This window comes from Spongiactinospora rosea (genome assembly GCF_003315795.1).
Taxonomy (GTDB): domain Bacteria; phylum Actinomycetota; class Actinomycetes; order Streptosporangiales; family Streptosporangiaceae; genus Spongiactinospora; species Spongiactinospora rosea.
On the sequence record NZ_QMEY01000030.1, the window covers coordinates 77,835 to 101,614 of the forward strand.

A 23,780-nucleotide genomic window follows, 5' to 3' on the forward strand; every position below is an offset into this window, starting at 1 on the left:
ACACGTCAACGGCAAGGAAATGGCTAAGGTCGGTCCGGGCGGGCGCGGGGTGGTGATCATCACCCTCCTGCCATAGTCTGTAAAATATAGAGCTAAGCATGCAAGGTTCACATCCGGCAAGCAAGCCCACCTTGGGGAGAGCATGAGTTTGCCCGAGTTCACGCCGCGGGAGTCAGTGCGGCGCCGTCGGCTCACCGCTCGCGACGTGGTCGCGGAGGAACTGCGGCGCGGGATCGTGAGCGGGCGACTGCCGCCCGGCACCAAGCTGACTCCGCAGGAGGTGGCCGAGCGGCTCGGAGTGAGCCAGACGCCCGCCAGAGAGGCGATCCAGCTTCTGACGAGCGAGGGCCTCATTCAAAACGACGCGTTCCGCGGCGCCCAGGTCTCCCCGTTGACCGTCGAGGAGTACGAAGAGCTCTATCTCATGCGGATCGGGATCGAGGGGTTCGCGGCACGACTCGGGGCCGAGCGCATCGCCCGCGAAGGCGTCGAGCAAATGGCGGAGCTGCTGACCGAGATGGAGCACGCGGCCAGGGCGGCCGACTTCGACCGCTTCTATGAGGCCGATCACCAATTCCACCAGCTGCACTACCGCGCGACCAACCGCGAGTCGCTCGTTCGCCGCATCATGAACCTTCGGGTCGCGACGGAGCGATATGCCCGGGTCGCGTATCGGATGCCCAAGGTCAGCATGGAAGACACCCTGGCGAACCACCGGTCGCTGCTCGAAGCCGTTCGCGCGGGTGACGGTTCCACCTGCGAGGCCGTGCTCAAAGAAGATCTCAGTCGCACGCTCGACGCCTTCACGAAGGGCTTCCCGCTCGACGACGCGCAGTAGCCGGCGGCTCCGGGTCGCTCCCACCCATTGACTTTGGTTCGGAGCGACGCCTAATGTCCAAGATTATAGTCTATAGACTGTTTGATCTGCTGCGGCGAATGCTGTCGCAGAAGGGACGGGGGGCGTGTTGCCTGGCGTCGGAGAGTTCGATGGCATGACCCGGTTCCGCTGCAACGGAGAGGACCGTCAGGTCGGCCGGTTCGACGAGCGTTTGCTGATCGATGTGCTGCGCGAGGACCTCCGGTTGACCGGAACCAAGCTCGGATGCGGCACCGGTGACTGCGGCGCGTGCACCGTGTTGCTGGACGGCCGGCCGGTCAACTCCTGTCTCGTCTACGCGGTCGAGTGCGTCGCGCGCGAGGTCGAAACCGTGGAGCGGGTGTCGCAGGACGACGTTGGGCGGATACTCGCCGAAGAGCTCGTCGCGGCGGGCGCAGTACAGTGCGGAATCTGCACGCCGGGTGTGCTCGTCATGGCGACCAGCCTGGTCAGATCGAATCCCACGCCTGACCGCGCCGACATCGAGACCGCGTTGAGCGGCAACCTGTGCCGTTGCACGGGTTACCTGTCGATCGTGGGGGCCGTGGAAGCCGCGGCGCGACGGGTCGCGGACCAGGGGGAGCCGGCATGACACTGCTGGGTTCGGCGCTGCACCGCCCCGATTCGGCCGCCAAAGCCGATGGAACCGCCCGCTATACCGAGGACTTCCAGCCCGATGGCCTGCTGCACTGCGCGGTGGTGCGATCGCCGCTCGCGTCGGCGCGCATTCTGGGCGTCGATACCGCTCGGGCGGCGGACGTCCCCGGAGTGGTGCGGATCCTGACCGCCGCGGACCTCCCGGACCGGCGGTGGGGAACGGTGATACGTGATCAGCCCGTGCTGGCCCGTGACGTCGTACGGTTCGCGGGCGAGCCGATCGCACTGATCGCGGCCGAGAGCAAGGCGGCGGCGAACCAGGCGGCGGAGCTGGTCGAGTTGCGCCTCGACCCGCTGCCGGCCTCGGTGACGATGGCCGACGCGCTGCGCGAGGACGCTTGGCCGGTACACGAGGGGCAGCCGAACCGCCGAGAGGCGGCGCGGATCCGCCGGGGCGACGTGGACGCGTGCATGCCGGACGCGCCTTTCGTGGTGACCACCCGCATCGAGTCGCATCGCGTGCACCAGGGCTATATCGAGCCGCGGGCCACCCTCGCCGAACCGGACGGCGCGGGCGGGATCGCGGTGACCACCGCCTCGCAGGCGCCCTTCGTGGTCCGTCAGGGACTCGCGGCGCTGCTGGATCTGCCGATGTCGAAGATCTCCGTACGGGTGCCGGCGCTCGGCGGCGGATTCGGCGGAAAACTCCATCTCGGACTCGCCCCCCTGGCGGCGGTGACATGCCTGGCCACCGGCCGGCCGGTGCGGGTGGTCTGCTCCCGCGCGGAGGACATGCGGGCCGGCAATCCGCGGGAGAACTCGATCGTGGAGCTGACCAGCGCCGTCGACCGTTCGGGCCGGATCCTCGCGCGCCGCGCGGTGGTCTATCTCGACTCCGGCGCCTATGCCTTCGACACCCCGATGATCGCCTCGATCGCCGCGCTCATGGGCACCGGGCCCTACCGGGTGGACGCGATCGACCTGGCGGCCGTTCCGGTGGCCACGAACACCTGCCCCACCGGGTCCTTTCGCGGCCCTTCCGGGCCGCAGATGGTATACGCCGTCGAGACGCACATGAACGAGATCGCCGCCGCCGCCGGGCTCAGCCCGATGGAGATCCGACGGCGCAACCTGCTGCGTTCCGGCGATCGCGGACCGTCCGGAGAGCTGCTGCCCGACGTCACCATGGGCGAGTGCCTGGAGCTCGCCGCGCGGCGGCTGGAGGAGTGGCGCCGCGACGAGCCGGCCGCCGGCCGCGGACGCCGCCGTGGCTACGGCCTCGCGTGCGCGTGGTGGCTGACCTCGGGCGCCCCCGCCGGCGCGACGGTGAGCATGAACGAGGACGGCACCGCGACCGTGACCACAGGAGGAACGGAGATCGGCACCGGTGCCGTCGTCGTCGGAGTCGCCGCCCTCGTCGCGGACGCACTCGGCCTGCCTCTCGAACGGGTCACCGTACGCTCGGGCAGCACCGATGTGGGCCCCTACGACTCCGGCTCGAAGGGCAGCCGCACCCTCTTCGGCGTCGGCAACGCGGCGCTCATGGCGGCGGAGGAGGTCGCCGGGCAGTTGCGCGATGAGGCGGCCGAGCAGCTCGAAGCCGCACCAGAGGATCTTGTGCTCGCCGATGGGCGGGTCAGCGTCCGCGGCCTGCCACAGGCGTCGGTGGCACTCGCCGACCTGGTGGTGGGCGCGATCAACCGGACCGGCCCGGTCGTCGGCACCGGGCGGTTCCGCGGTGCGCCCATCCCGCTGGAGGGCTCGATCCTCGACGGCATGCGCTTCGACGCGTTCAACGAGGCCACCTTTCACTGCCATGCCGCCGAGATCGAGCTCGATCCGGAGACCGGCCGTATCGAGGTGCTGCGTTACCTGGCAGTGCACGAGATCGGGACGGTGCTCAATCCCGACGGTGCCCGTGGGCAGGTGGAGGGAGGGGTCGTGCAGGGTCTGGGTTACGCGCTGAGCGAGGTGCTCGACGTCGGCGCGGACGGTACCGTCCGCAATGCCGACCTCGTCGACTACCGGCTGCCCACCATCGCCGACATTCCCCGGCAGATCGAAACCGTTTTCGTCGCGGGGCATCCGGGACCAAGCGGCCCGCACGGCGCGAAGGGCATCGGCGAGGCACCGGTCATCATTCCGGCCGCCGCGATCGGTGCCGCGCTTCGCGACATCCTGGGGGATCAGCCGCGCGGGTTGCCCTTCGACCCGATCCGGGTCGCCGCGTTCCTCGACGGCGTCGACGAGACGCGGCAGCCATGACGCTGCTGGGCACTTTGCTCGCCGGTGAACCCCGCGCGCTGGCGCGCGCGATCTCCCTCGTCGAGCGCGGAGGCCCGGCCGGAGAGAAGCTGGTCGTCCAGGCGAGTGCGCACGCCGGCACGGCCGCGATCACCGGCATCACCGGCCCGCCAGGAGTCGGCAAGTCGACGCTGGTCGGCGCGCTCGTGCGTGAACTTCGGACACGTGACGACCGGGTCGCCGTGCTGTCGGTCGATCCCACGTCCCCTTTCACCGGCGGCGCTCTGCTGGGTGACCGGATTCGCCTGGCCGACCACTTCCTCGACGAGGCGGTGTTCATCCGTTCACTGGCCAGCCGCGGCTCCCTCGGCGGCCTGGCGGCGGCGGTCCGCCCGGCGGCGCTGCTGGCCGATGCCGCCGGCTACTCGCACGTGCTGATCGAGACCGTCGGGATCGGACAGGCCGAGGTGGACATCGCCGGGCAGGCGGATACCACCGTGGTCGTCCTCATGCCCGGCGCCGGCGACACGCTCCAGGCGATCAAAGCCGGACTGATGGAGATCCCGGACGTCCTCGTGGTCAACAAGGCCGACCACCCGCGGGCGGACGACCTGGTCAGGGAGCTCAGGCGCACGGCGAGGTTCCGCGCGCGGAATGCGCCGATCGTGAAGACCAACGCCCTGACCGGCGACGGGGTCGCCGAGCTGGCCGATGTCATCGCCGGGCATCGGAGCCGAGAGCACGGCCGGCGAACTGCGGGCCGGCAGACCGCGGCCCAACGCGAGATCGTCCGCCTCGCGATGGACGGGCTGCGGGTACGCATCGAGCGGCTGCTGCACGGCGGCGACGAAGGCCGTGCGGCGCTCGAAGCGGTCGCCGCCGGGCACCGTACGCCCGAGAGCACCGCACGATGGTTGATCGCGGAACTGACTGGGGAAGGTGGCAATCGTTGACTCCGGAGAGCCATGAGGCATCGGCGGGCACGCGTAAGCGGTACCGCATCGGCTTCGACATCGGCGGCACGTTCACCGACTTCGCGCTGCACGACAGCCAGACCGGTGAACTGCATGTCTGGAAGCGGCTGTCCACGAACACGGACCCGTCGGTCGGCGCCCTGGCGGGGATCGATGACCTGCTCGGGCTGGTCGGCGGCTCGATGGACGAGGTCGGCCAGGTCGTGCACGGGACGACGATCGGGGCGAACATCGTGATCGAGCGCAAGGGCGCCGTGACGGCGCTGCTGGTCACGGACGGGTTCCGCGATCTGCTGATCATGCAGCGGCCGGCCCGATACAGCACCTACGACCTGTGGTTCGACAAGCATGAACCGCTCATTCCACGACATCATGTGGTGCCGGTCCGCGAGCGCATGGCCTATGACGGGACCGTCGTCCGCGAGCTCGACGAGACCGATCTGCGAAGCTCGCTGGAGGAGCTGCGCGCCGCCGGCATCGAAGCGGTCGCGGTCTCCCTGCTGCATTCCTACGCGGCCAACGATCACGAGACGCGGGTCGGCAAGCTCGTCTCGGAACTGCTCCCCGAGGCATCGACGTCGCTCTCGCACGAGGTGGCGCCGATCACCGGCGAGTACGAGCGCACCAGCACGACAGTGGTCAACGCCTATATCCAGCCCGCGTTCCGGCGCTATCTCGATTCCTTGGAGCGCGCGCTGGCCGAGCGCGGCTTCACCGGCCAGGTCTTCATCAACCAGGGCAACGGCGGCCTGACGACGCCGGCCGAGGTCGTCCACCTGCCGATCCGGGCCCTTGAGTCGGGCCCGGCGGCGGGGGTGTCGATGGCCGCGTGGATCGGGCGGGCGCACGGGCGCGGTGACCTCGTCGCCTTCGACATGGGCGGGACCACCGCCAAGGCATGTCTCATCGAGGATGGCGAGCCGAAGATGGAACGCGTCTTCGATGTGGATCAGACCTTGATGCGCGTGGGCACCGGACTCCCCGTGGTGACCCCGTCGGTCGACCTCATCGAGATCGGCGCCGGCGGCGGCAGCATCGCCCGGGTCGGGCTGGGGATCATCGAGGTAGGGCCGGAAAGCGCGGGCGCCGAGCCCGGCCCGATCTGCTACGGGCGGGGCGGAACACGGCCGACCGTGACCGACGCCAACGTCGTGCTCGGATACCTGAACCCGGACTTCTTTCTCGGCGGCCGGATGAGCCTGGACGTCGATGGTGCTCGCGAGGCGATCGCCGCCCAGGTCGGAGCACCGCTCGGTCTCGACGCGGGGGAAGCCGCGTGGGGCGTTCACGAGGCGGTCACCGCGAACATGGAGCACGCCATCCGCGCCGTGTCGATCGAGCGGGGCCGTGACCCCCGGGATCTGACGCTCGTGGCCTTGGGCGGCGCGGGCCCGACCCACGCCGCGCGGCTGGCTCGCAACCTCGGCATCGGTGAGGTGATCTTCCCTGCGGCGGCCGGCATCGCCTCCGCCGTCGGTCTCCTGCAGGCCGCGCCCCGGGTGGACCTGATCCGCACCTTCGTGTCGCCTGTGGACGAGCCGGGGATGGTCCGGCTGGGGTCCGAACTGGCCGAGCTGGACGCCGCCGTGAACCAGCTTCTGGACAACGTGACCCCCGGGGCGGAACGGTCCATCACGTACCGGGCGGACATGCAGTACGCGGGCCAAGGTCACGTCGTCGAGGTCGAGATTCCGCGTTGCCCCGCCGGCGAACTGGCCGGCGCCCTGCGGGAGCGCTTCGACACGGACTACGCCGCGATGTACGGCTATCGCTATCCGGACGCGCAGGCACAGATCACGTCCATCACGGTCGCCGGCAGCGCCGCACCCGCCGCTTTCGAGCTTCCGCCCAACGCCGCGACCGGGGCCAGGGCCAGGGACGAGAGCCGCCGCGTGTACTTTCCCGAGCTGTCCGGCTATGTGCGATGCGCGGTGCACCGGCGAGATGACCTGCCCACCGGCACACAGGTCGAAGGCCCCGCGGTCATCGAGGACGGCCAGTGCGCGATTCTGCTGCTGCCCGGTGACACGGCCACCGTCGACGGTCACCGCAACGTACTCGCCCGCATCGGTAGAAACTCCGACCCCGCGGCGGGCGACCTGACCACGGGCACCACAACAGGAAGAGACTGACATGGACCCGCTCACGCTCGGTGTGATGTGGCGCGGCATGGTCGCACTGACCAATGACGCCGGTACCGTGCTGCGCCGGACAGCGTACTCGGAGGCGGTCCGCGAAGGCCGCGACTTCTCGGTCGGCCTGTTCGACCGGCACGAACGGATGATCGTCCAGGGAGACTTCAGCCCCGGGCACCTCGGGTCCATGCCATCCGCCGTCACGAACTTCCTGCGGTACTACGACGCCGAGGAGCTGCGCCCCGGCGACTGTCTCATCTTGAACGATCCCTGGATGGGCTCCGGGCATCTACCTGACTTCTTCATGCTCAGCCCCTGTTTCGTCGATGGCACGATCGCCGGCTACGCCGTCAACTGCACGCACATGATCGACGTCGGCGGTGCCGCGCCCGGATCGCAGCAGGTCGAGGGGATCAACGATCAGTTTCAGGAGGGGTTGCGCCTGTGGCCGACCCGGGTGTGGAGTGAGGGACAGCCGAACAAGGAGATCCTGCGCATCATCGAAGCGAACGTCCGGGTTCCGGACAAGCTGCTCGGTGACCTCATGGCGATGCGCAACTGCAACCGGATCGTGGAGCAGCGGCTCGCGCACTTGATCGGCAAGTACGGGATGGATCGCTACGACGAGGCCTGCGCGGAGATCCTCGACCGGTCGGAGGAGGCGATGCGGGCCGCGATCAGCGAGATGCCCGACGGCACCTACCACGCGGTCGACTATTTCGACGACTACGGTCCGGGGACCGAGCCGCTGCGGATCGAGGTCACCGTCACCGTGGACGGGAGTTCGGTGACCATCGACTTCACCGGGTCGAGCCCGCAGACCCGGTCAGGGATCAACGCGGTGCTCACGTATGTCCGCGCGTTCTGCTACTACACCGTCAAATGCATCACCAGCGGTGGGACCATACCGCAGAACGGCGGCTGCCTGCGGCCGATCAACTTCGTGGCCGAACCCGGATCGGTGGTGAACGCTCAGCCGCCGGCCGGCTCCGGGGCACGAGCGATCATGCAGCAACGCTTCGTCGACGTACTGATGCAGGCGTTCTCCGAGGTGTTGCCCGACCGGGTCATCGCGCCCAGTTCGCACTGGGCCAACCCCAATCTCGGCGGCTTCGACCCGAGAACCGGGCGCCGCTTCGTGCACTACGACATCATCATCGGGGGTTTCGGCGGCCGGCCGGACTCCGACGGCATGGAGGCCGCCCCCAGCGCGTTCAACATCGACGCCATTCCGGTGGAGGTCAACGAGAACTCCTACCCGGTGCGCGTCGAGCGGCTGGAGCTGATCCCCGACTCGGCGGGAGCCGGCCGCAACCGCGGCGGCCACGGCGTTCGCAAGGACGTCACGGTACTCGGCGAGAGCATGACGTTCTCGAACCTCACCGACCGGCAGCGATTCGCGCCGCCCGGAATCCTGGGCGGCGAAGCCGGCGCCGTCGGGCGGACGGTCCTCAACGCCGACGGCGCGGATCCTGTTGTGCTGGGTTCGAAGGGCACCTACCAGCTCGGCCATGGCGATGTCGTCACCACCTGGCTGTCCGGCGGCGGCGGATACGGTCACCCGTTCGACCGGGAGGTCGAGCGGGTCTCCGCCGATGTGGTCGCCGGTCTGCTGAGTGTGCGGAAGGCGGCGACGTCGTACGGTGTGGTCCTTGACAGCGCCGGTGTCGTCGACCCGGCCGCCACGCGGGATCTGCGCGCCGCGCGGCGGAGGGCGGAGCGATGAGCGGGCGCGATCAGATCGAGTTCTCCTTCAACGGCAAGAAGATCGAGGCCGCGCCGGGGCAGTCGGTGGCCGGGGCGTTGCTGGCCGGCGGCCAGGTGGAACTGAGCCGCAGCGCCAAGTACCGCCGCGCCCGCGGTGTCTACTGCGCGCACGGTCACTGCCCCAACTGTCTGGTGCGTGTGGACGGTGTGCCGCATGTCCGCTCCTGCCTCGTCCCCGCGCGGCCGGGCATGCTGGTGGCGACCGAGGGGGCCACGGGCCGGCGTTTCGACGTCTATCGCTCGATCGGCGCCTTCGGGCGGTTCTTCCCCGTGGGCTTCCAGTACCGCTGGTTCAAGCGGCAGAACCTGGCCTGGCGGTTGTGGGAGGGCCGGCTGCGCGAGCTGGCCGCCGAGACCGAGATTCCGGCTTCCTTCGAAATCCCCGCGGCTGAGCGCCTTCGCGCCGATCTGCTCGTGGTCGGCGCCGGCCCCGCGGGCCTCGGTGCCGCCGCCACGGCGGCCAAGGCCGGGCTCCACGTGGTTCTGGCCGGACGGCGGGCCCGCCTCGGCGGCTCCGCCGCGCCCGCGGTGTCCGACGGCGCCGCGAGCGCGGAGTTGCGCCAGGCCATCGACCTGGTGCGCACCGCCACCAACGTGACGGTGATCGCGCCGGGGACGGTGGTCGCCGGGTTCGGTGATCAGTACCTGGTCGACCGGGGCGACCGGGTCGTCGAAGTGACCGCCGCCGCGAGCGTGCTGGCGACCGGCGCGTACGAGCGAGCCGTGGTCTTCGCCGGCAACGATCGGCCGGGCGTCCTGCTGACCAGTGGCCTGCACCGGCTCGTGCTGGAGGATCGGGTGCTCACCGGCGCCCAGGCCGTGCTGGTGACGGAGAACGACACCGCGTACCGCCTGGCCGGCGATCTCCATCGGGCCGGGCTCGGCGTGCGGGCCATCGTGGACAGCCGCCCGGACGGACCTGGACCGGTCGCGGATCCGCCGCCGGACATCGAAGTGCTGACCGGGGCGCGGGTCACCCGCGTGCGCGGCAGGCGCCGGATCACCGGCGTGGTGGTGGAAACCGCCGGTGGCCGGCGAACGATCAGGTGCGACGTGGTCGGGATGAGCGGTGGCTGGCAGCGAGCCGACGAACTGCGTTACAGCGCGACCAGCAGCGGCGACGCGGTGGTGGACGGACAGCGCGCGACCCGTATCGACCCCGCCGGATGGGAGCACGCCCCGCTGCCGGTGTTGCAGGGGGTCGGCGCGGTGACCGGGACGACGGATCCCGGCACGGCCTTCGCCGAGGGCGCGGTGGCGGGAGCGTGGGCCGCGGCGCGCGTCGCGGGAGGAACGGAGCTGATCGCCGGCGCGCTGGCCGCCCTGCGCGGCGGCGACGTCCTGGGAGGAAGTCATGGCTGACAAGATCATGCTCTGCCTGTGCCTGGACATCACCGAGCACGACCTCGACCGCGCGATCGAGGAAGGCTTCACCGACGCCGAGACGTTCAAGCGCTACACGGCCGGCTTCATGGGGCCCTGTCAGGGAAAGTCGTGCATGGACACGATTCTCGAACGGCTTGCGCACAAGACGGGCGTCGATCCGGAGTCGCTGCGTCGCCCGACGCTGCGCCCGCCGGCGCACCCGGTCCGGCTGGGGCTGGTGGCGGGGCTGGGAGGCTCGGATGCCTCGTAGGATTCTCCCGACCGCGCAACCGCTGCGCGACTGCGAGATCGCGATCGTCGGTGGCGGCGTACACGGGCTCTCGCTCGCCTACAACCTGGCGAAATCCGGGCGGAAGAACATCGCGGTGTTCGAGCGCTCCTATCTCGGCGCGGGCGCGAGCGGACGCAACCTCGCCCTCATCCGGAGCTCGTGGCAGCAACGGGCGTGGGCGGAGCTGGTCTGGTACTGCCGGCAGATCTGGAGTCAGATCTCGGTGGAGCTGGACTACAACGTCATGCTGACCGAGCGCGGCTCCTACCTGTGCATCCGCGACGAGCGTTCGATCGCCGTCGCCAAAGACGCGGTGACGATGCAGAACTCGCTCGGCATTCCCACCCGGTTCGTCTCGCCCGGGGAACTCGCCGAGGCGGTCCCCCAGCTGAACACCCAGGGGATGCTCGGCGGTATCCATGACCCGACTGCCGGTGTCTCGCGGCACGATGCGCTCGTCTGGGCCTACGCGCACGCGGCCGACCGGCTCGGCGTCGCCGTACACCTGGAAACGGCGGTGACCGGCATGCAGGTGATCGGGGGGCGAGTGAACCGGATCGTCACCAATCGCGGGACGATCGCCACGGGCCTCGTCGTCAACTGCGCGGGGTCGGGCTCGGCCGAGGTGGCCGAGATGGCCGGCGTCGCGCTCCCAACCCGCAAGCTGGCGCTGGAGATGTTCGTCACCGAGCCTTACCGCGCCTTTCTCGACCCGATCGTCTCGGTGATCGAGGATCAGGCGTACATCATGCAGACCTCCCGGGGGGAGTTCGTCGGTGGCGCCGAGCCCACCGGCCATACGGGCACCCCCAGACTGACGACGAGCTATGCCGCCCTTCGCCAGTCGGCCGCCGTCATCGCCCGGCTGTTTCCCGATCTACGCGGCGTGAACATCCTGCGCACGTGGGCCGGCTTGATCGACATGACCCCCGACGGGGCCGGTCTGGTGGGTGAGGCGGAGGAACGCCCGGGGTTCTTCCTGGACTGCGGGTGGGGCGGAGAGGGCTACATGGTGTCGGTCGGGACCGGGCGGCTGATCGCCGACTACTTGAACACCGGAGTGCTGGACCGGCGCCTCCGGCCCTTCCACTTCAGCCGGTTCGCCACCGGGGACCGGCTGGACGACGGACTGCTCGTCGTGGACGCGGCGGGCGAGACCCGGGCTTGATGGGAGCAGGATGTACTACCGTCATCTCATAGAGCGGACCGTGCGCATGCACGGTGACCGGGTGGCCGTGGTGTGCGGCGAGACGGCACGAACCTTCACGGTCGTGCACGAACGCGCCAAGCGGCTGGCCAACGCGCTCGCCGCGCGAGGATGCCGGCCCGGTGACCGGGTCGCGGTCCTGCTGCACAACTGCCCCGAATATCTGGAAATCGACATCGGCCTGGCGCTGGCTGGATATGTCCGGGTCTCGCTGAACACCCGTGCCCCGGCGCGTCAGCAGGTGGACGTGGTGACCGACGCCGGCGCGAAGGCGTTGATCTACGCGGAACGCTTCGCCGCGGCGGCCGGGGAGATCCTCCGTACGGCCGACGTGCCGGCGGTGCTGCGCCTCGAGGGGGACACGACCGCCGAGGAGATCTCCGACTACGACGCCGCGCTGGCCGCCGCCCCGGACACACCGCCTCCCGGCGACGCCGAGCCGGGCACGCCGTACTGCCTCTTCTACACCTCGGGCACGACCGGCCGCCCGAAGGGCGTCGTACTCACCCCCTCGGCGTATGTCGCCGTGGCGCACAATCTGCTGCTGGAATTCGGGCCGGTGTGCGCCGGAGACAAGATCGTGCTCACTCAGCCGCTCAGCCACGGTGGCGGCTTCTTCCTGCTGCCATGGTTCATGAGCGGCGCGACCTGCGTCGTCATGGAGAAGTTCGATCCGGTCGGCTGTATCGAACTCACCGAACGCCATGGCGCGCAGACGCTCAAGGTGGTGCCGACGATGCTGCTGCAGATGCTCTCGGCAGGCGTCACCGCGTCCGACCTGCCGGCGCTACAAAAGATTATTTACGGTGCCTCGCCGATGCCGGCCACGCAGCTCCAGGAGCTCATCGGCACGTTCGGAGCCATCTTCGCCCAGTTGTACGGGCAGGCCGAAGCTCCGATGTCCATCACCGTGCTCGACGAGCGAGACCACGCCGCCGGCGGCCGGCTGCTGTCGTCCGCCGGACGTGCCTGGCGCGGCGTGGAGGTGCGGGTGGTCGACGCGGACGGCCGGGACGTCGCCCCGGGTGAGCCCGGTGAGGTGATCGTGCGCGGCCCGCATCTGATGGCCGGATACTGGAAACAGCCGGAAATGACCGCAGAGGTGTTGCGTGGTGGCTACGTCCACACGCGTGACATGGCCGAGCTGGATGATCGCGGCTACCTCTACCTGCTCGGCCGCACCGACGAAATGATCATCAGTGGTGGCTTCAACATCGCGCCCCGCGTCGTCGAGGACGTCCTCAACCGGCACCCGGCGATCCTGGAATCCGCCGTCATCGGCCTGCCGCACGACACGCTCGGTCAGCAGGTCGCCGCCTTCGTGAGCCCGCGGCCCGGCCGGGACGTGAGCGTCGAGGAGATCGTCGCCTACACGAGAGCCGAGCTCGGTTACCAAAGACCGCGCCGGGTCGAGGTCCGGGCGAGCCTGCCGCGCAACGCCTACGGCAAGGTCTCCACACCGGATCTGCTCGCCGGTCTCCGGGAGGTGGACACCCGATGACCGGGACGCGGCTGCGGCCCTGGGGTGTGCCGGCCGATGAGGAGTTCTTCCGGCTCGACGCCGGTCCGGCCGTACAGGCCGCGTATGACCGGGGCGACCTGTCCCGGCGCGACGTCGACGACGAGCGGATCGGGGCCCCTGGGGCATTCCCGTTCACCCGGGGCATCCATCCCGACGGGCAGCGGACCACGCCGACCCTCGTGAAGGTGTACACCGGGCTGGGGACCCCCGATGACACCAATCGCCGGGTGCGCAAGCTGGTCGACTGGGGCGCGGAGATCGTCCAGCTCGCTGTCGACCTGCCGGCGCAGATCGGCTATGACCCGGACCACATCATGTCCGCGGGCGAGGTGGGACGCTCGGGGGTGTCGATCGCGTCGCTGCGCGACCTGGAGTGCGTCTTCGACGGCGTGCCGGTGTCACGGCTCCGCCGGGTCGGCATGCTCGGTAACGCGATCGGGCCGATCGCGCTGGCGCTGTTCCTCGCGCTCGCCGAACGCCAGGGATGCCAGGTCGACGACTTCGTCCTCGACCTGCAGAACGACCCGCTCAAGGAGTACGTCGCCAGGGGAACGCAGTTCCTGCCGGTCGAAGATGCGGTACGGCTGGCCGCCGACGTGGTCGAGTGGTCCGCCCGGCACGCGCCGCACTTCTATCCGCTCGACGTGTGCGTCAACCACCTCAACGCCGCGGGAGCGGGATCGACCTGGGGCACGGCGTTCGCCCTCGGCAACGCGACCTGTTACATCCAGACCCTGATCGACCGCGGCCTTCCGATCGACGCGTTCGCCCCCCAGATCCAGTTGTTCCTCGACGAGCGGGAGGACTTCTTCGCCGCGATCGCCAACGTGCGGGCGACCAGGCGGATATGGGCGGAATTGCTGCGCGACCGTTTCGGCGCGCTCGATCCGAAGTCGATGGCGCTGGAGGTCACCGCGTACGGGCACGGCCGGGAGACTCGCCAGGAACCGTTGAACAACATCGTCCGGATCACGCTCGGGTCGCTTGCCTATTACCTGGCCGGAGTACAGAGCTTGTACACGGCCTCGTACGACGAAGTGATACAGACGCCGTCGGACGAGGCAGTGAAGATCGCGGTCCGGATGCAGCAGATCATGGGCCTTGAGATCGGCCTCGGTCTCACCGCGGATCCGCTCGGGGGGTCGTACTACCTCGAATCGCTCACCAGCGAACTCGAGGCAGGCATCCGCGAGCGATTCGCCGCGGTCGAGGCAGAGGGTGGGGCGCGGGCGTGCATCGACTCGGGCTTCATCCGCGAGATCATCAGCGACGGCGCGGTCCGTCGGCAGGAACGCTACGAGGCGGGAGTCCGGCCGATGGTCGGCGTGGACCGGCTCGCGGTGGCCGACGACGACTCCTGGGCGGTGCGCCCCACCTCGGTGATGTCCGAGGCCGCGGAGGAGCGGCGCCGCACGGACCTGGCCGAATTGCGGCGCGTTCGAGACGGCAGGCGGGTGACCGGCGCCCTGCGTGATGTGGAGGCCGCTGTGCGGCGCGGCGACAACTCCGTCGCGACGGTGCTGGAGGCCGTGCGGGCCTACGCGACGATCGGCGAGATCTCAGACGTGCTCAGGGAGGTGTTCGGCGAATGGGTACCGGACCAGACGTTCTGAGCGGGCGACAGGCAGTGCGCATCGTGGTGGCCAAGGTCGGCCTCGACGGACATGAGGTGGGCGCGCGGGTGGTGGCCCGTGGGCTGGTGGACGCCGGCATGGAGGTCATCTACACCGGTTTGCGCCGTACGCCCGAACAGGTGGTGGCGACCGCGTCGCAGGAGGATTGCGATGTCATCGGGATAAGCATCCTGTCCGGTGCCCATGTGCCGCTGCTGCGCCGCGTCTGCGCGCTCATGAAGGAGCACGGCCTGGACGACGTCCTGCTGCTCGTCGGCGGGGTCATCCCCGACGTCGACGTCCAGCCGCTACGCGAGTTCGGCGTCGATGAAATCTTCCATCCGGCGACGAAGATCGACGAGATCGTACGGTTCATCACCGCCAATGTGCGATCCGGTCCCGGCGATCCGGAACAGGACGGACCCTTATGACACAGCAGGTGGTAGCCGGTGTCGGCATGCACGAGTTCGGCCGGTTTCCGGGTCGACGAGGTGACCCTGCCCTCAACCGGGACGCTGACCTCGTTCGCCACGGCATGGGTGCCGCGTACGGGACTGCTGTGTCCCTATGTGCTCGGACAGGTCGATATCGGCGCCGGGGCGATGGTGTTCGCGCACATCCGTGGGCTACCCGACGACGCCGGCACACCGGTCGCGGTCCGCCTCGCACTGAACCCGAACCGGCCGCCGGACCGCGCTTCTGGTTCGAATACAAGATCCTCCCAGCCGAACAAGAAGGACCATCCGATGTCTGAAAACGTTCCCGAAGCAGCGGTAGCGGAGTACAAACGTGGCTTCGCCTGTGTGGACGGTGAATTCGTGCCCGCGGCCACGGCCTCGGTCTCGATCTTCGATCACAGTTTTCTCTACGGCGACGGAGTGTTCGAGACGATCATTTGCCGCGGCGGGCGGCTGTTCGCGTTGCGCCCGCACCTCGATCGGCTGTGGGCGTCCTGCCAGTACCTGCAGATCACGCCCCCGTACGACCAAGAGCAGATAACCGCGTTCATCACCGAACTGGCGAAGCGCAACGAGCTTTCCGACGGCTACGTGCGGGTGGTGATCAGCCGCGGTGAAGGGTATCCGGTATCCGATCCCCGCAAGGCTCTCAAGTCCAAGCTGGTCATCTCGATGCAGGGTGCCCCGGCGGTGACCCGTCCCCCCGACGTCGGGGTCAAGCTGGCGATCGCCTCCACACGACGGACCCCGCCGATCTGTCTTGAGCCGCGAGTGAAGTCGAACAATTACCTCAACCACATTGTCGCGAAACTCGAGGCGATCGCGGCGGGAGCCGACGACGCGATCATGCTCGATCTCGAAGGCAACGTCGCGGAGCTTCCGGTCGCGAACATCTTCGCGCGCCACGGCGACACCTTGGCGACGCCCCCGTCCAACGGGATTCTCGCCGGGATCACCCGGGAGACGATCCTGCGGCTGGTCGCCGAGGGTGCCGCGGGCCCAGGATTGCGGGTCGTCCAGCGCGTGATGACCGCCTACGACCTCTTCACCGCGGCGGAGGTGTTCATCGTGGGCACCGGAAGCGGGGTCGCGTTCGTCGAGTCGATCGACGGACGCCGGATCGGAGACGGCACCATGGGGCCGGCCACCAAGCGGCTGATGGACGCCTACACCGAACTGCTCGGCCGGGACGGGGCGGAACCCGACCTGCAACTGACCACCAAGGAGGCGTAGTCGGACTATGTCCAGTGATATGCGGTATCCCGAACTGCGTGGCAAGAACGTTCTGGTGACCGGCGGCTCCCGTGGAATCGGCGAGGCGGCCGTCCGGGACTTCGTGGCGACGGGCGCGAACGTCTTCTTCAACTACCGGGCGAGCTCGCGACGCTCCGATGAGCTCGTCGCCGAACTGGGCTCGGAGCGGACGGCCGCGACCCGCGCCGACCTCGCCGAGCTCCGAGATGTCGAACGCCTGTGGGAGGAGGCGGTGGCCTGGAAGGGCGGAATCGACGTGGTCGTGAACAACGCGTCGGTACGCGAGCCCATCGCGCTCGACGTGTCGGCCGAGGAGTGGGACCGCCACTGGATGACCGCACTCCGGGTCAACCTTGTCGCTCCCGCCCACCTGTCGCGGTTCGCGATCCATCACTTCCTCGAACGGGGCTGCCAGGGCATCATCATCGGCTTGACCGGTCGGATCGCGGTGCGTGGCGACTACCCGGACTATCTACAGGACGGCGCCGCGAAGGGCGGCTTGAACTCGTTGCTGCGCGGAGTCGCCCGCGGTTTCGCGAAGGACGACATCCTCACCTATCTGATCTCGGGTGGGATCATCGATACCGAACAGGCTCGGGCGCAGGTCGACAGCCATGGCGGCCCCGACCGGTACCTGGCCGAGATTCCGATGGGAGAGTTCGGTACGGCCCGCGACATCTCTGAACTGATCCTCTTCTTGTCGACGGGCCGGGCACGATATTCCACAGGATCGACCATCGACGCCGGCGGCGCGTCGTTCCTCCACTAGGACCTCGTCATGCCCACCACGGGATTCACGTACCTGCGACCACTCACGGTCGCCGATCTCATTCGTGACCTGGCAGAACCGGGAGCGTTCGCGCTGGCCGGCGGCACCGACCTCGTCCCGCTTCGGGCCGCCGGCGCGATCATCCCTGCGGTCCTGGTCGACGTCAAGCACGTGGCCGAGCTTCGCGGCGTCGAACCCGAAGGCGACGCGATACGGATCGGCGCCGCGACCACGCTGGCCGATCTCGGCGAGCGTGATGACCGGTCGCTGGACGCGATCCTCGACGGGGCGAAGATCGTCGGCGCGGCACAGACCCGCGAACGAGCCACCCTGGGCGGCAATCTCTGCCGCTCATCGCCGGCCGGTGACACATTGTGCGGCCTGCTCGTCCTCGACGCAGTCGCCGAACTACAGTCACTCGACGGCATCCGCCACGTTCCAGTCCGGGACTTTTTCACCGGTCCGAGCCGCAATGTCAGGAAGCCATCGGAGGCGCTGGTCTCCATCCGAGTTCCGGTGCGGGAGGGCGGTTCGGCTTATCGGCGTTTCACCTACCGGCGTTCGATGGACCTCGCGGTCGTCGGGGTGGCCGCGTGGTTGTCCATCGAGAATGGGGTGTGCGTGGATGCGGCGATCGCGATCGGTGCCGTGGCGCCGACACCACGCCTGGTTCCCGCCGCCGCCGAGACGCTGGTGGGCACGACATGTGACGACGAGGCAATCGCTCACGCATGCGAACATGTCGTCGCGGCCTCGTCACCGATCGATGATGTACGCGGCACCCGTGACCACCGCCTCCGCGTGCTGCGCCCCCTCACCCGCGACACACTGCTGCTCGCCCTGACCCGGGCCTTGGGCTCAAGCCCCCCGTAGCACGCCGGCCCCGGCTGCAGGCGGGCGCAACGTGAGCGATCAGGACCGTCTCGCGAGTCGTACAAGACCGTATCGGGCTGCCGACCCGCCCGGCTGGGCATTGTTCATCTTCGCCTTGCCGCCGGCGGCTCGCGAGGTCTTGTCCCCGTCGCGAACCATGTCTTCGAGCTCACGCCCGGCTCCTGCCCGGGTGGCTGGAAACGCGGCAGGCACCGGAGTCGCGGTCCGGCTGTTCACGCATCCGGATCGTGTCCGCCGCGGTCCGCCTGGCACGTTAGGGCTGCCCGCGGTGATGTCCGCGCCGATAGGGTCGTGTTCATGGGCTCTCGACTCTGCTCCGAGATCGAGCGGTGCGGTGCGTTCGCTGCCGCTCGTGCGCTTTCCGTCTGGGTGGGGGATGGCCGGGCGGTCACCGCCGGTGGCGCGCTCAAACCCGCGCTGGTGCCGCAGGCGGCCGAGACGCTGGGGGCACCGTGCCCGCCCAAGGTCCGGCGGCTGAGTGACCTTCCCGCGGTCCACCGCGCCTGGACGGCCGCGCTGGTCGCCGGCCTCATCACCATCTCCGGCAGCCGGGCCTCGCAGCGGAATGCCCCGGCGGAGCCGACCGGCCAGGAATGGCTCGCGGCGCTGGAAGAGGTGCTCTGCGCACAGGTGAGCGATCCGTGTGACGCTGATCCGCGCATCGTGTGCCAGGTAACACTGCTGGTGCTGGACCAGCGGGAGCCGCCACTGGGCGGTGCGCTACGTGAAGCGGTCGCCGAGGTGATGCGCGGGCGCGGAGACTGGGATTGGCGCGCCGTCTACCTGCCCGGCGAGGGCAGGGTGCATCCCGTCGACCGAGTGGTGGAGATCCTGCGCGACTTCGGTGCTCTGGACGAGCGCATGGCACTGACCGGCCTGGGCGAGTACGCGCGGGCCGAGCTGGACCGGAGGGTTCCGCCGCCGGTCACCCCGGATCTGCCCGCCGCTCGTGTGCTGGAGCTGCTGGCCGCACTACCTGAGGAAGAGATCTGGGAGCCGGTGTGGCGCTGGATCGACCCCTTCCTCGCCAAGCCCGGTTCCCGCGACCCGTTGCGGGAGTTGCTGCACGCCGCCGCGGACGCCACTCCGGCCGGGCGGATCACCGCCGTCGAGGTGATCGGCGAACGCGGTGAGTACGCCCTGCCGCTCTGGCGCGAAGTGCGCGACCACCCCGTGCTCGGCGCCCATGCCCGGCGCCTCCTGGCGGATCTGGACTGCGGCCCCATCCCTGAGGGGCGGGACGTGAACTGGGTCGCGGCCGACTACGCGCTGGCCGCTCTGGACCGCTACGGCGCGACCGACGCCCGGTACGTCCTGCTGAACGCCGTCGAGGGAGGTGTCCGCGAAGCCGCGGACGGCAGCGGCCACCCCGAGGCCGAGCGGCTGCTGGCCGCGCTGCCGTCCGTACCGCCGCCGATTCCGGCCTACCAAATCAAGATCTCCCTGTACGGCGGGCCGTGGCGGCGCGTACTGGTGCCGGAGAACCTGAGCTTGGGGGCTCTGCACGAGGTGATCCGGATCCTGTTCGGCTGGGGCGACGATCACCTGCACATGTTCAAGACCGCCAAGCGCCGATACTCCGACCCGTCCTTCGGGCTGGAGGAGTGCGGCGATGAGTACGCCTATCGCATCAACCGGGCCCTGCCGTCACCCCGTTCAAAGATGACCTACGTCTACGACCTCGGTGACTCCTGGACACACGAGATCCTGCTGGAGAAGGTCTGCGGCAACGTCGCCCATCCGGTCTGCGTCGCCGGCAAGGGGGACAACCCGATCGAGCACTACGACCCCGAGTATCCCGAACAACCGGTCCTCTTCGATAAGGACGCCGTCAACGAGCTGCTGGCGGTGCCGCCGGCTCAGACCGAAGCCGGGCTGTGGCACACATGAGGCGAAAGCCCGTACCTCCGCCACGGCGCCCCCTCGCCCTGGCAACAGGCAGGAATCCGAAGGTGATCACCCTTGGCCACTCAAGCATCGTGATGACCGCCGACACCTACACCTTGGTCCTGGCCGAGACTTACCAGCACCCCGCCACATCGACCGCCCAGCTGGTGATCAGCCAAGCACGCAGAACCGCACGCAAGACCACATGCTGACCACCTGACCCCTTCCGCGTCAGAGTCAACGAACCAGTTCCGGTCCGAAACACCTATCAGCCGCGGGTGGTTTGATTACTCCTTGGAAGAGGCCGGAGCGGGTGGCAGGACCCCAAGCCGTCCCCGTCGCGTACGGGTAAGCCAGGTAAGCGTACGTTGCTCGCCCCATCGGTGAAGTACCAGGTGTTCGTCGAGGTGCTCACCGGCCAGTCCACCCAGGGCGAGGCGGCTGACAAGTACGGCGTGAACCGGATGACGGTCAACGTCATCTGCAAGACCGCCAAGCAGGGCGCGCTCGACGCGCTGGCGGGCACCTCCACGAGCGGCCGTCCGGGCAAAAGCCCCGAAGCCGCCGAGCTGGCCGCAGCCCGCCGGGAGATCGAGCGGCTGCGCGCGACGGTGACCGAACAGGCCGTCGCCCTCCACCTCCACCAGGGAAAATCGCTTTGGGGCTGAACGCCGGCCCGGTCCCGCCGCGAGTCGACGCCTACGTCAAGGCCGGTCTGCTGGAGCTCGTCGCGCACGCGGCCCGTGAGGGCGGCTGGTCCACCCGCCGGGCCGCGGCGCTGCTGGGGCTGGATCACGTGCGGGTGCTGCGCTGGCAGGCCCGCGCAGTGGTGGGCCGCCTGGACGATGCCAAGCCGGGCCCGGAGATCGCGCTGCACGCGCTGCTGCCGTGGGAACGCGAGGCGATCGTGAAGATCGCCGAGGAGCGGCTGGAGATCGACCGCTCCCACCGCAAGCCGGCCCATCGCGGCTCGCGTCTGGAGGTGTTCCACGCCTCGGAATCGACGGTGCTGCGGGTGCTGCAAGCGGCCGGGATCAAGGTCGCCGAGCGGCCCGCACGCGAGCGACGGCCACGCCGGGAATGGCCCGAGTGGGTCGAGTGGGTCGAGCTGGTGCCGGACGTGATCACGATCTATGACTTCACGCACTTTCGGGGCGTGAGGCCTTGGTCCGCGATCGCGGTCATGGACGTGGTTTCGCGCTACTGGCTGGCCACGGTGGTCTCCCCGGAGGAGACCTCCACCCAGGTCGAGGTGGCCTCCACGCGTGCCCTGGAGGTGCTAGGCAAGGCGCATCTCCTCGATGACGAGGAGTTCTTGGCCGAGCTGCGCGGCGGGCAGGTGCCCGGCCACGATGCCTTCCCGCTGCCGGCCGTCTCCGACAACGGGCCGCAGATGACCTCCTCGGCGACCAGGACGTTCATGGCCGGAGCGCGGATCGCCCAGCACTTCGGGCCGGAGGAACTACTTGGTGGCGTACTGCGTGCCCGGTCCGTGCCCGCGAGCAACCGGCGAGCGGCCACAGGAGATCAATTGCTGGCCGCAGGCCGCCCTCTGGGGAGGGAGCGCTGGTCAGGTGGGGTGGGAGTGGTGGGGCGCCAGGGGCTCGAACCCTGAACCTACAGATTAAAAGCGCCCTTGATCACTACCGTGCGATGTCGGTACATGCCACACTCTACGATTTCAGCCACTATGACGCCCGCCGGAATATCCAACCGTCACTATTCCTGGCGTGCCGTATCGCGAACACACGAGCAAACACCGAGCAACCACGCCGGCCTGTAGGCGGGCACAACATGATCGATCAGGACCGTCTCGCCAGTCGTACAAGATCGTGTCGGGTTGCCGATCCGCCAGGGTCCAAGACCACACGCCCAAGGCGCGGCTTGGCGCGCGGTGCTCTCCGCCCTTCCGATCAGGCTCGCATGGGGGCTCAGGACGGCACCTCGGCAACCTGGCCACGAGTGACCGGCTTCGTGGAGTGAACTTCCATCGCCCCGCCAGCCCGGCTTGTCAGCCGGCGATTCGTTGCGTTCGGCGAGTTCATCTTCCAACTGCTCAATTCGGTCCGGGCGGTGGCAATCTCCTCCTGGAGCTCCTCCACGCGAAGCCTGCGGTAGAGAGGGGTGTCCTCGTCGAAGCGGGTGATGACCTTGATGTCGTCTCGATGAGACACGACACTGTTGATCAATAACGCCCGGCCGAGATCGGAGAATGCACTGCGATCGCGCGATGAGATAGCACGCCAGGGATTGCGGGCGAACGCGTCCAGCCCGGCGACCACGAACGCACCCTGCCTCTGGATCTCCTGGACCTGTTCCAGTTGCATCACCAGTCGCCTGCGCTGCCGGGCGAGGGGTCTGCCCTGGCTGCACCGATGTGCCCGTCATAGATGTCGATCTACGCCTTCAGGTACTGGGCATAGGCCGCCAGAGATTTGAGGAGACGGCGCCAGTTCAGGGGCGATCGCCCAGCGGGAGCGGTTGTTGATGCGGCGGCGAAGCGCTTTGTCCACTACAGCGTCAATGTCCTCCTTCCGCGCGCGATGGAAGCGGCCGTCCGCATGCCGCTGATCACAGCTGTACGTCAACGGAAGACTGAACCTTTTTCATCCTCGGGTGGTCTCGTAGTTCTGGAGTACCGCGATGGCCTTGCACAGGGGGCCGGCCTTGCAGGGGCTGCACCGGAGCTTGCGGAGGACGGCCCAGTTCTTGAGCTGGGCGTTGGCCCGCTCTCCCGGGCCGCGTAGACGTGCATGAGCCCGGTTGGCCCGCTTCTGCGACTCCGGCTTGCCCTTGCCCCGGTACGGCGTGACCACCACACCGCCTGCTCCCTGGTAGCCCTTGTCCGCCAGGACGAGGATGCCCGCCTGCCCCAGCGCACGCAGGACGCCCCAGATCCGCGCGGCGGAAAGGTCGTGCGTGCTGCCCGGCAAGGCGCCCGAGGTCCACACGATCGTCCCGTCGGGTGAGGCGATCACCTGAACGTTCATCCCATGGACCCGGTGCTTGCCGGAGAAGTAGGGCCGGTCGGCCTTGATCCGGTCGGTGCGGATCAGCGTGCCGTCCAAGACCAGGTAATGCAGCTTGTCATGGCGGGCCTTGCTCAAGGCCCGGTCGAGCTTGGGCGAGCGCGCCGACAGCAGCATCACCGTCTCCTCCACATGCCGCCATGCGGTCGTCGTTGACACGCCGAACCCGGCGCCGGCCATGTGGAAGGTTTCGCCTTTGCGCAGGTAGACCAGGACGAGCAGGGCTTGTCTGCCTGGGTTGAGCCGTCGCCAGGGGGAGCGGATCGCCTTGCGGTGGCGCCGGATGATGCCGGCCACGTAGTTGAGGGTGTGGGAGGACAAATCGACGGCGGCACGATAGAACAGCACCTGGGCCCCTGGTTCAGTTGGATTGTTCTTGGTCGATCAACCCATCTACCAGGGGCTTTCTTGTGTCACCGGCCCTCCGGTAGAACCGCGATCACACCGTGATCAAGCGCCCACAGACATGGATGTAGGGTCGGGAGCTGGCGCGGTGGCTTCTCCTGACGGTAGGGCTCGGAGCCTTTCTTCCGCCGGTTTCCCGGTCGGCTGTGCTCTCCCCGATGACCATGGCCAGGTTCGTGGCTCCGTTTCCAGCTCCCGCCGCATCGAACCGGGCATGCGGTTCTCCCGCACCCGGCTCACCAACGTCGTTCACCGCCGGCATTCGGCCTCACCCGCCAGTCCTTGAAGGGCCAGGGCGAGACGACGATTCCATACATGCCGATCAGGCCGAGTTCATTCGGCGACAAGGCAACCAGTGTTCGCCAGCCGAACCCCTTGCTGGCACGGCGCCGCTTGCTGATGAACAAAGCGAGCCGCATCCGCGCATATTGCCTGATCTTGCTGAAGCGCTCGGCGGAGTGCCCGTACTTGAAGAAGGCCACCCAGCCACG

At 68.8% G+C, this 23,780-nt stretch carries 21 protein-coding genes; 18 read left to right on the top strand and 3 right to left on the bottom strand.

Annotated elements, in window-relative coordinates:
• The first annotated feature begins 142 nt into the window (after positions 1-142).
• The 18 genes from DP939_RS39500 (at position 143) to DP939_RS39585 (ending at position 21,470) form a co-directional block, all read left to right on the top strand.
• Positions 143-838 (top strand): GntR family transcriptional regulator, encoded by a 696-nt coding sequence (locus DP939_RS39500; RefSeq protein ID WP_113985966.1) that lies wholly within the window; start codon positions 143-145, stop codon positions 836-838.
• 154 nt (positions 839-992) lie between these two features.
• Positions 993-1,469, top strand: coding sequence for a (2Fe-2S)-binding protein (locus tag DP939_RS39505; protein ID WP_113985967.1), 477 nt, complete (start codon positions 993-995; stop codon positions 1,467-1,469).
• Positions 1,466-3,739, top strand: coding sequence for a xanthine dehydrogenase family protein molybdopterin-binding subunit (locus DP939_RS39510; RefSeq protein WP_113985968.1), 2,274 nt, complete (start codon positions 1,466-1,468; stop codon positions 3,737-3,739). Before DP939_RS39505 ends, DP939_RS39510 begins: the two co-directional genes overlap by 4 nt.
• Positions 3,736-4,671: a methylmalonyl Co-A mutase-associated GTPase MeaB gene (gene meaB / locus DP939_RS39515; protein WP_113985991.1), complete on the top strand. Its 936-nt coding sequence runs from the start codon at positions 3,736-3,738 to the stop codon at positions 4,669-4,671. Before DP939_RS39510 ends, meaB begins: the two co-directional genes overlap by 4 nt.
• The gene (locus tag DP939_RS39520; protein ID WP_158578948.1) at positions 4,668-6,824 is read left to right on the top strand and encodes a hydantoinase/oxoprolinase family protein; all 2,157 of its coding nucleotides are present in this window, start codon (positions 4,668-4,670) and stop codon (positions 6,822-6,824) included. Before meaB ends, DP939_RS39520 begins: the two co-directional genes overlap by 4 nt.
• Position 6,825: 1 nt before the next feature.
• Positions 6,826-8,553: a hydantoinase B/oxoprolinase family protein gene (locus DP939_RS39525; RefSeq protein WP_113985970.1), complete on the top strand. Its 1,728-nt coding sequence runs from the start codon at positions 6,826-6,828 to the stop codon at positions 8,551-8,553.
• Positions 8,550-9,956 carry a (2Fe-2S)-binding protein gene (locus DP939_RS39530; RefSeq protein ID WP_113985971.1) on the top strand — a complete coding sequence of 469 codons (1,407 nt, stop codon included), beginning with the start codon at positions 8,550-8,552 and terminating at the stop codon, positions 9,954-9,956. Before DP939_RS39525 ends, DP939_RS39530 begins: the two co-directional genes overlap by 4 nt.
• Positions 9,949-10,230 carry a (2Fe-2S)-binding protein gene (locus DP939_RS39535; protein WP_113985972.1) on the top strand — a complete coding sequence of 94 codons (282 nt, stop codon included), beginning with the start codon at positions 9,949-9,951 and terminating at the stop codon, positions 10,228-10,230. Before DP939_RS39530 ends, DP939_RS39535 begins: the two co-directional genes overlap by 8 nt.
• A complete protein-coding gene (locus DP939_RS39540; protein ID WP_113985973.1) occupies positions 10,220-11,419 on the top strand; it encodes an NAD(P)/FAD-dependent oxidoreductase in 1,200 nt (399 codons plus the stop codon). The genes DP939_RS39535 and DP939_RS39540 overlap by 11 nt, the downstream gene beginning before the upstream one ends.
• Positions 11,420-11,459: 40 nt before the next feature.
• Positions 11,460-12,959, top strand: coding sequence for an AMP-binding protein (locus DP939_RS39545; RefSeq protein WP_158578949.1), 1,500 nt, complete (start codon positions 11,460-11,462; stop codon positions 12,957-12,959).
• Entirely contained in the window at positions 12,956-14,593 is a 1,638-nt protein-coding gene (locus DP939_RS39550; RefSeq protein WP_113985975.1) for a methylmalonyl-CoA mutase family protein, read from the top strand. The genes DP939_RS39545 and DP939_RS39550 overlap by 4 nt, the downstream gene beginning before the upstream one ends.
• Positions 14,569-15,024: a cobalamin B12-binding domain-containing protein gene (locus DP939_RS39555; RefSeq protein WP_113985976.1), complete on the top strand. Its 456-nt coding sequence runs from the start codon at positions 14,569-14,571 to the stop codon at positions 15,022-15,024. Before DP939_RS39550 ends, DP939_RS39555 begins: the two co-directional genes overlap by 25 nt.
• Positions 15,025-15,042: 18 nt before the next feature.
• Positions 15,043-16,284 (top strand): aminotransferase class IV, encoded by a 1,242-nt coding sequence (locus DP939_RS39560; protein WP_113985977.1) that lies wholly within the window; start codon positions 15,043-15,045, stop codon positions 16,282-16,284.
• 19 nt (positions 16,285-16,303) lie between these two features.
• Positions 16,304-17,074: an SDR family NAD(P)-dependent oxidoreductase gene (locus DP939_RS39565; protein WP_158578950.1), complete on the top strand. Its 771-nt coding sequence runs from the start codon at positions 16,304-16,306 to the stop codon at positions 17,072-17,074.
• 9 nt (positions 17,075-17,083) lie between these two features.
• Positions 17,084-17,947 (top strand): FAD binding domain-containing protein, encoded by an 864-nt coding sequence (locus tag DP939_RS39570; protein WP_113985979.1) that lies wholly within the window; start codon positions 17,084-17,086, stop codon positions 17,945-17,947.
• Between the two features lie 318 nt (positions 17,948-18,265).
• Positions 18,266-19,858 carry a plasmid pRiA4b ORF-3 family protein gene (locus DP939_RS39575; RefSeq protein ID WP_147268317.1) on the top strand — a complete coding sequence of 531 codons (1,593 nt, stop codon included), beginning with the start codon at positions 18,266-18,268 and terminating at the stop codon, positions 19,856-19,858.
• A 365-nt stretch (positions 19,859-20,223) separates the two neighbouring features.
• Complete coding sequence (locus tag DP939_RS39580; protein WP_113985981.1) at positions 20,224-20,523, top strand: helix-turn-helix domain-containing protein; 300 nt, start codon at positions 20,224-20,226, stop codon at positions 20,521-20,523.
• Positions 20,514-21,470: an integrase gene (locus DP939_RS39585; protein ID WP_113985982.1), complete on the top strand. Its 957-nt coding sequence runs from the start codon at positions 20,514-20,516 to the stop codon at positions 21,468-21,470. Before DP939_RS39580 ends, DP939_RS39585 begins: the two co-directional genes overlap by 10 nt.
• A gap of 316 nt (positions 21,471-21,786) precedes the next feature.
• Here DP939_RS39585 and DP939_RS39590 read toward each other — a convergent pair whose 3' ends face one another.
• The 3 genes from DP939_RS39590 to DP939_RS39600 all read right to left on the bottom strand — a co-directional run.
• A complete protein-coding gene (locus DP939_RS39590; protein WP_113985983.1) occupies positions 21,787-22,182 on the bottom strand; it encodes a hypothetical protein in 396 nt (131 codons plus the stop codon).
• A 279-nt stretch (positions 22,183-22,461) separates the two neighbouring features.
• Positions 22,462-23,232 carry a transposase family protein gene (locus DP939_RS39595; protein ID WP_113985984.1) on the bottom strand — a complete coding sequence of 257 codons (771 nt, stop codon included), beginning with the start codon at positions 23,230-23,232 and terminating at the stop codon, positions 22,462-22,464.
• A gap of 293 nt (positions 23,233-23,525) precedes the next feature.
• On the bottom strand, positions 23,526-23,780 hold a 255-nt coding region (locus tag DP939_RS39600), incomplete at its 5' end, for a group II intron maturase-specific domain-containing protein (RefSeq protein ID WP_199565713.1).

Coding starts and splice junctions, on each gene's coding strand:
- DP939_RS39500 (WP_113985966.1), top strand. CDS start 143: ATGAGTTTGCCCGAGTTCACGCCGCGGGAGTCAGTGCGGCGCCGTCGG.
- DP939_RS39505 (WP_113985967.1), top strand. CDS start 993: ATGACCCGGTTCCGCTGCAACGGAGAGGACCGTCAGGTCGGCCGGTTC.
- DP939_RS39510 (WP_113985968.1), top strand. CDS start 1,466: ATGACACTGCTGGGTTCGGCGCTGCACCGCCCCGATTCGGCCGCCAAA.
- meaB (WP_113985991.1), top strand. CDS start 3,736: ATGACGCTGCTGGGCACTTTGCTCGCCGGTGAACCCCGCGCGCTGGCG.
- DP939_RS39525 (WP_113985970.1), top strand. CDS start 6,826: ATGGACCCGCTCACGCTCGGTGTGATGTGGCGCGGCATGGTCGCACTG.
- DP939_RS39530 (WP_113985971.1), top strand. CDS start 8,550: ATGAGCGGGCGCGATCAGATCGAGTTCTCCTTCAACGGCAAGAAGATC.
- DP939_RS39535 (WP_113985972.1), top strand. CDS start 9,949: ATGGCTGACAAGATCATGCTCTGCCTGTGCCTGGACATCACCGAGCAC.
- DP939_RS39540 (WP_113985973.1), top strand. CDS start 10,220: ATGCCTCGTAGGATTCTCCCGACCGCGCAACCGCTGCGCGACTGCGAG.
- DP939_RS39550 (WP_113985975.1), top strand. CDS start 12,956: ATGACCGGGACGCGGCTGCGGCCCTGGGGTGTGCCGGCCGATGAGGAG.
- DP939_RS39555 (WP_113985976.1), top strand. CDS start 14,569: ATGGGTACCGGACCAGACGTTCTGAGCGGGCGACAGGCAGTGCGCATC.
- DP939_RS39565 (WP_158578950.1), top strand. CDS start 16,304: ATGCGGTATCCCGAACTGCGTGGCAAGAACGTTCTGGTGACCGGCGGC.
- DP939_RS39570 (WP_113985979.1), top strand. CDS start 17,084: ATGCCCACCACGGGATTCACGTACCTGCGACCACTCACGGTCGCCGAT.
- DP939_RS39575 (WP_147268317.1), top strand. CDS start 18,266: ATGGGCTCTCGACTCTGCTCCGAGATCGAGCGGTGCGGTGCGTTCGCT.
- DP939_RS39590 (WP_113985983.1), bottom strand. CDS start 22,182: ATGCAACTGGAACAGGTCCAGGAGATCCAGAGGCAGGGTGCGTTCGTG.